Source organism: Bacillus cereus, from assembly GCF_015071065.1.
Lineage (GTDB): Bacteria > Bacillota > Bacilli > Bacillales > Bacillaceae_G > Bacillus_A > Bacillus_A cereus_BA.
Genome location: NZ_VOVA01000110.1, coordinates 1 through 206 on the forward strand (window position 1 = coordinate 1; position 206 = coordinate 206).

Below are 206 nucleotides of genomic sequence, written 5' to 3' on the forward strand. Positions count from 1 at the left end.
TCTTTTCTCATTTTAAATCTGAAATGTTTTATCTCAATGATTATCAAACAAAAGAAGAATTGATTCAAGCAATTGAAACATACATCTATCATTATAACTACAAACGATTCCAAAAACGACTCAATCATCGAGCTCCGATTGAATATCGAATCTCAATGGTTGCTTAGTCTTTTTTAAAAGCTGTCTACTTGACGGGGATAAGACCA

General features: G+C 31.6%; 1 protein-coding gene. It reads left to right on the forward strand.

The genetic code is table 11. From position 1 onward, the window contains the following. Positions 1-167 (forward strand): IS3 family transposase (locus FT637_RS29790; RefSeq protein ID WP_193649267.1); only part of this gene is annotated, 167 nt, incomplete at its 5' end. Between the last annotated feature and the right edge of the window lie 39 nt (positions 168-206).